5 protein-coding genes are annotated in these 6,452 nt (G+C 36.0%); 1 reads left to right on the top strand and 4 read right to left on the bottom strand.

Annotation, left to right across the window (positions count from 1 at the left end; all coding sequences use genetic code 11):
* The first annotated feature begins 125 nt into the window (after window positions 1-125).
* Window positions 126-929, top strand: coding sequence for a S8 family serine peptidase (locus Q1A01_RS22585; protein ID WP_299685489.1), 804 nt, complete (start codon window positions 126-128; stop codon window positions 927-929).
* 1 nt (window position 930) lies between these two features.
* On the opposite strand, the gene ilvA is transcribed toward Q1A01_RS22585, so the two are convergent.
* The 4 genes from ilvA to ilvB form a co-directional block, all read right to left on the bottom strand.
* Complete coding sequence (gene ilvA / locus Q1A01_RS22580) at window positions 931-2,193, bottom strand: threonine ammonia-lyase IlvA (protein WP_299685486.1); 1,263 nt, start codon at window positions 2,191-2,193, stop codon at window positions 931-933.
* Between the two features lie 146 nt (window positions 2,194-2,339).
* Window positions 2,340-3,839 carry a ketol-acid reductoisomerase gene (gene ilvC, locus Q1A01_RS22575; protein ID WP_299685483.1) on the bottom strand — a complete coding sequence of 500 codons (1,500 nt, stop codon included), beginning with the start codon at window positions 3,837-3,839 and terminating at the stop codon, window positions 2,340-2,342.
* 180 nt (window positions 3,840-4,019) lie between these two features.
* On the bottom strand, window positions 4,020-4,571 hold the full coding sequence (gene ilvN / locus Q1A01_RS22570; RefSeq protein ID WP_299685480.1) for an acetolactate synthase small subunit: 552 nt from the start codon (window positions 4,569-4,571) through the stop codon (window positions 4,020-4,022).
* A gap of 123 nt (window positions 4,572-4,694) precedes the next feature.
* On the bottom strand, window positions 4,695-6,419 hold the full coding sequence (gene ilvB / locus Q1A01_RS22565) for a biosynthetic-type acetolactate synthase large subunit (protein ID WP_299685477.1): 1,725 nt from the start codon (window positions 6,417-6,419) through the stop codon (window positions 4,695-4,697).
* Window positions 6,420-6,452: the final 33 nt, after the last annotated feature.

The raw sequence follows: 6,452 nt of genomic DNA, 5'->3' as shown, positions 1-6,452 counted from the left end.
AAATTCTTCATCAAACCTGAACTAAATAATAATTATTTGTCGAATTTTAAGGTGTCCTAAAAAGGGGAAGCCTACATAACGACAGAAAAGCTGTAGGTGATAATCCTTATGATTTTACAGACACTATCTATGGAAATAGATTTGTTCATTTAAACAACAAAAAGTTATATCATAGTACATTAGTTTCTGGTACTATTCTCATGAACCCTAAACGCAAAAATACATTTATTAAAATTTTACCTCTATGTATCGCTTTACCAGGAGACAATGGAGATGAATATGATAAGGATTATTATTTATCAATAAAGTATGCAGTAAATAATGGAGCTAAAGTAATTAATATAAGTACCAGTAAAGAGTTTTCATTTGAAAGTAAATGGATACGTAAAGCAATAGAATACGCAGAAGATCATGAAGTGCTCATCGTAACTAGTGCTAGTAATAATTCTAAGATAATAGATGAGCATGAGAATCGAATATATCCTAATGATATCGATGAAAACGGAGTCCCTTTTTCAGATAATTTAATTATTGTTGGTGCATCAAGTTATCACTTAGATAATAAATTAAAAAGCTCTTTTAGTAATTATGGAAAAAAGCAAGTAGATATATTTGCCCCTGGAGAACATATATACACTACATCTGCTAACTCAGTTAGTGGTTATAAATATACTGGAGGGACATCTTTTGCTTCTCCATTAGTTGCAAAAATTGCAGCAATACTTTTTTCTCACTATCCTGAATTAACAGTATCTCAAGTTAAAAGCTGCATCCTTGAATCAGGAATATCTTATAATTTACCTACTTATAAAACTAAAAAAAGAGATTCCACCAATTTGATACCATTTGATCAATTATCAAAAACTGGTAAAATTGCAAATGCTTATAATGCATTTATAAAGGCAGATAGTATTTCTAAAGCAAAATAAATTATACCAAAAACTGAAACAAATCAGGTTTATCATTAAGGTAATCACCAAAGAATTTACGTGTATGCATACGATTTACGAGAGGTTCTAAATCTTTTACATGTTTTAATTGAATCCCTACCACAGCAGGTCCTTGTTCCCTACTCGTTCTTTTTGAATATTCAAAATGGGTAATATCATCATCTGGACCTAAGACCTCAGCCACAAATTCCTTTAAAGCACCCGCACGTTGTGGAAAACGAACAATAAAATAATGTTTCAAACCTCTATGAAGTAAGGCTCGTTCTTTAATCTCTGCTGTACGAGTAATATCATTATTACTTCCGCTTACTACACATGCAATGTGTTTACCTTTGATCTCTTGTTTAAATTGATCTAGTACAGCTAGTGTCAATGCTCCTGCTGGTTCTACTACAATAGCATCACGATTGTAAAGATCTAAAATTGTCTGACAGACCTCTCCTTCTGGTACCGTTATTACTTGATCTAAAAACTGATTACAAATCTTAAAATTACGCTCTCCTACCCTTTGTACAGCAGCGCCATCTACAAACTTATCAATATCTAACAGTGTTGTATTTTTATTACTAGCTATAGAGGTTTTCATAGCAGGAGCTCCTGCGGGTTCTACACCAATGATCTTCGTGTCTGGTGATAATAAATGAAACACGGTACTCAGTCCTGCTGAGAGTCCGCCGCCACCTATAGGAACAAACACATAATCTAAGGGTGTTGTAGATTGTTCTATAATTTCTAGACCTACAGTAGCTTGTCCTTCAATTATTTTTTCGTCATCAAAAGGATGTACAAAGGTTTTTCCTTCTTCTAAGCAACATGTGTTCGCTTTCGCGAAAGCGTCATCAAACGTATCCCCTTCTAAAACGACTTTAATCCAATCACCTCCAAATAACTTCACCTGTTCTACTTTTTGAGAAGGTGTTGGCATGGGCATATAAATAGTTCCCTGTATCTCTAGTTTTGCACAGGCAAATGCCACACCTTGTGCATGGTTTCCTGCACTGGCACATACAATTCCTTTGGACTTTGCTTCTTGAGATAACGAACTCATCTTGTTATAAGCTCCTCTTATTTTATAAGAGCGTACTTGCTGTAAATCTTCTCGTTTTAAGAATACAGTTGCATCGTACTTTTTAGAATACGTAAAACTCTTCATTAATGGTGTTTGAGTTACGACTTCTTTAATTACCTCTGCTGCATTTTTGACAGCCGCTATCGTAGGATAATATGTAGTTTCTATTTTCATTAATATGTGTGGGTTTCCCTTCTAGAAAGAGGGGATGTCTATTTTTTAATAATTCAATATAGACACTAATGTCATTTCGAGCGCAGTCGAGAACTAGTTAAGTGATAAACTTCATTTAACTCTCAACTGTGCTCGAGCAGATATTATTAATTCAATACAGCTTCTAGTGTATCTTCTGTTTTTACTTTTTTCATGGCGGTCATGGCTTTACGTAATCGAGCTCCCACTATTTCTACTGGATGATTACGGATCGCATCATTTACAGCAATAAGTTCTTGGTTATCTACGCTATTTGTTTTCGCGAAAGCGGTACCAATCACATTAATATCAACCGTCTTCATAAAGTCTTCTAATAACGGTTTACAGGCGTGATCAAATAGATAGCAACCGTACTCTGCAGTATCAGAAATGATACGATTCATTTCAAATAGTTTCTTACGCGCAATAGTATTTGCAATAAGTGGTGTTTCATGTAGTGATTCATAATATGCTGAATCTTCTATAATACCTGCAGCTGTCATCGTTTCAAAAGCTAGTTCTACACCAGATTTCACAAAAGCAACTAGCAACGTCCCATGATCAAAATACGTTTGTTCAGAAATATGATCTCCCGTAATTTCTTGTTTTTCAAAAGCAGTATCCCCTGTTGCTGCACGCCATGTTAAAAGGTTTTTATCATCTGCCGCCCAATCTTCCATCATTGTTTTTGAAAAATGCCCAGAAATAATATCATCCATATGCTTCTCAAAAAGCGGACGCATAATTGTTTTTAACTCGTCAGCTAATTGATATGCCTTAATCTTTGCAGGATTACTCAAACGATCCATCATGGTGGTGATACCTCCATGTTTTAATGCCTCGGTAATTGTCTCCCATCCGTATTGAATAAGTTTTGCTGCATATGAAGGTTCGATTCCTTTTTGAATCATTTTATCAAAACAAAGAATAGATCCTGTTTGTAATACTCCACAAAGTATGGTTTGTTCACCCATAAGATCACTTTTTACCTCAGCAACAAATGAAGATTCTAATACGCCTGCTCTATGTCCTCCAGTGGCAACTGCATAGGCTTTTGCTTGTTCTAATCCTTTTCCCTGCGGATCATTATTAGGATGCACTGCAATAAGTGTAGGGACTCCAAAACCACGTAAATACTCTTCTCTTACTTCAGATCCTGGGCATTTGGGTGCTACCATAATTACCGTAAGATCTTTACGTACTTGCATTCCTTCTTCTACGATATTAAATCCGTGAGAATATGAAAGTGTTGCCCCCTCTTTCATAAACGGCATTACTGCTTTTACGACAGCTGTATGTTGCTTATCTGGTGTTAAATTTAATACCACATCTGCAGTAGGTATCAGTTCTTCATAAGTACCTACTGTAAAATTATGCTTGGTTGCATTTTGATAGGAAGCTCGTTTTTCATCTATAGCGCTTTGACGTAATGCGTATGAAATATCAAGACCACTGTCTCGCATATTTAACCCTTGGTTTAACCCTTGTGCTCCACAACCTACAATCACTACTTTTTTACCATCTAAAGCCTTGGTTCCATTTGAAAATTCATCGGCAGTCATAAAACGACATTTGCCTAATTGTGCCAGTTGATCTCTTAATGATAATGTGTTGAAATAATTTTCCATGTGTTTATCTTATTTTTTCATCTCCGTATAGACGGAGATCTAATCCCTTTCTGTCCTTCGGACATCTCTGCCTTTACCGGCAGGCAGGTCTCCTAAAGGGAGAGAATTAATAATCTCTTTTATTTTTTAATTATGTTATTTATGTTTTCATACTTCGACAAGCTCAGTATAAACTTCAGCTTAACTGAAAGCGTATTCCTCTTCTTTTGACAACTCTTTTAAAAGTTGAGAAATGGGCATTTCTGATTTTGTAACAGCAATACGTCCTGATCTGACAAATTGCATAATGCCAAAAGGTTTTAACTCTCTATATAAAAGTTCTATTTCTGCACGAATTCCAGATTTTTCAAGTACAAAAAACTGTTTATTTACAGTGACAATACGTGCATGACTTTCTTTAATAATATTTTGAATTTGACGTTCTTCAAAAAGTAAATCTGACTTGATTTTAAACAAGGCACTTTCTGTAAAGATGGTCTCTTCATCGGTATGATAGTATGCTTTAATGACTTCTATCTGGCGTTCTATCTGTCCTATTATTTTTTTGATTTGTGATTCTGTTACTTTTACAACTAGTGTCCATCTAAACACATCATCTATTTCACTCTCTGAAGCAGAAAGGCTTTCTACATTGATATGACGACGTTGGAATATAGCCGAAATACGGTTGAGTAACCCTATATTATTTTCGGTATAGATACTTACGGTGTATGTTTTAATTTGCTCACTCATTTCTTAATAGATAAGAGAACATAGAGAATAGAACATAGACGTATTATATGTTATATCTCTTTATTCTGTGATTTATACTTTTTTATTCACTAGAGTACTACTCTATTCTTAACTCCTTAGTTTTTATTCCAGTCTTATATCAGAGACAGACGCTCCTGTAGGAATCATTGGAAATACATTATCTTCTTTTTCTACACATACTTCTAAGAAGTAGGAATCTGAGCATGCAATCATTTCTTTAATGGCATCTGCTAGTTCTTCTCGTTTCGTTACTTTTTGTGCTTGAATATGATATCCTTTTGCAATCGCTACAAAGTCAGGATTTACCATTTCGGTAGAAGCATATCGTTTGTCAAAAAATAATTGTTGCCACTGGCGTACCATTCCTAGAAATTCATTATTTAGAACTACAATCTTTACAGGTACTTTGGATTGGAAAATAGTCCCTAGTTCTTGAATGGTCATTTGGTATCCTCCATCTCCTATAATAGCGACTACTTCTCGTTCTGGTTTTCCCATTTTTGCTCCAATGGCCGCAGGAAGTGCAAACCCCATAGTGCCTAGACCTCCTGATGTTATATTACTTTTTGTGGTATTGAATTTAGCATATCGACAAGTAATCATTTGATGCTGCCCTACATCAGATACAATAATGGCATTTCCTTTTGTTTCTTTATTAATACCATCAAGTACTTCACCCATGGTAAGACCTTCTTTTGTTGGAGAAAGATCATGTTGAATGATCTTTTCAAATTCTATTTTATACAGGTCTTTAAACTGTTGGTGCCATGCCGTATGTGCATTGGGAGTTACTTTAGGAAGTATCTTAGAAAGGCTTTCTTTACAATTACCTAGTACAGCTACATCAGCATGTACATTTTTATTGACTTCGGCTGGATCTATTTCAAAATGGATAACTTTTGCTTGTGTTGCATAGGTATCTAGCGATCCCGTAACACGATCATCAAAACGCATTCCTATAGCAATTAATAGGTCACATTCATTGGTAAGTACGTTAGGGGCGTAATTCCCATGCATTCCTACCATTCCAACATTGAGGGGATGCTCTGTTGCTAATGCAGATACTCCAAGAATAGTCCAAGCAGCTGGAATGCCTGTTTTCTCTACAAATGATTTAAAAGCTGCTTCTGCTTCTCCTAAAATGACGCCTTGCCCCCATACGATCATTGGTTTTTTTGCTGTATTGATTAGTTGTGCTGCTGCATCGAGTGCTTCTTCTTTTACTTCAGGTGCAGGTTTATAACTTCGTATATGTGTACATTTTTTGTATTCGTAGTCTAATTCACCAAACTGAGCATCTTTTGTGATATCAATAAGTACGGGCCCTGGGCGGCCACTTCGTGCAATAAAGAATGCTTTGGCAAGTATCTCAGGAATTTCAGAGGCTTTTGTTATTTGATAATTCCACTTGGTAACGGGAGTTGAAATCCCAATGATATCAGTTTCTTGGAAAGCGTCACTTCCTAATAAGTGAGAAGCTACTTGGCCTGTTATACATACCATAGGAGTGCTATCAATCTGAGCATCTGCTATTCCTGTAATGAGATTGGTTGCTCCTGGTCCAGACGTTGCTACTGCGACCCCTACTTTACCTGTAGCTCTAGCATATCCTTGTGCAGCATGCGTTGCACCCTGCTCGTGTCTTGTAAGGACATGTTGTAATTTGTCTTGAAATTTATATAACTCATCATACATTGGCATAATAGCGCCTCCAGGATATCCATAGATTAAATCGACTCCTTCTGCTAGTAAACAATGTATAATTGCTTCGCTCCCAGTGATAGTTTGCTTGCTAGTTTGTGTCTGCGTTATTGTTTTTGTTTCCATACCCTCACCTAGCCTCTCCCAGAGGGAGAGGAA

The sequence above is a fragment of the uncultured Dokdonia sp. genome (genome assembly GCF_947492815.1).
GTDB lineage: Bacteria > Bacteroidota > Bacteroidia > Flavobacteriales > Flavobacteriaceae > Dokdonia.
Note: the sequence above shows the minus strand (reverse complement) of the source record. Positions and strands in the feature narration are given on the sequence as shown.

Bases quoted from the DNA above. Each gene is read 5' to 3' on its own strand.
- ilvA (WP_299685486.1), bottom strand. From the start codon at position 2,193: ATGAAAATAGAAACTACATATTATCCTACGATAGCGGCTGTCAAAAAT.
- ilvB (WP_299685477.1), bottom strand. From the start codon at position 6,419: ATGGAAACAAAAACAATAACGCAGACACAAACTAGCAAGCAAACTATC.
- ilvN (WP_299685480.1), bottom strand. From the start codon at position 4,571: ATGAGTGAGCAAATTAAAACATACACCGTAAGTATCTATACCGAAAAT.
- ilvC (WP_299685483.1), bottom strand. From the start codon at position 3,839: ATGGAAAATTATTTCAACACATTATCATTAAGAGATCAACTGGCACAA.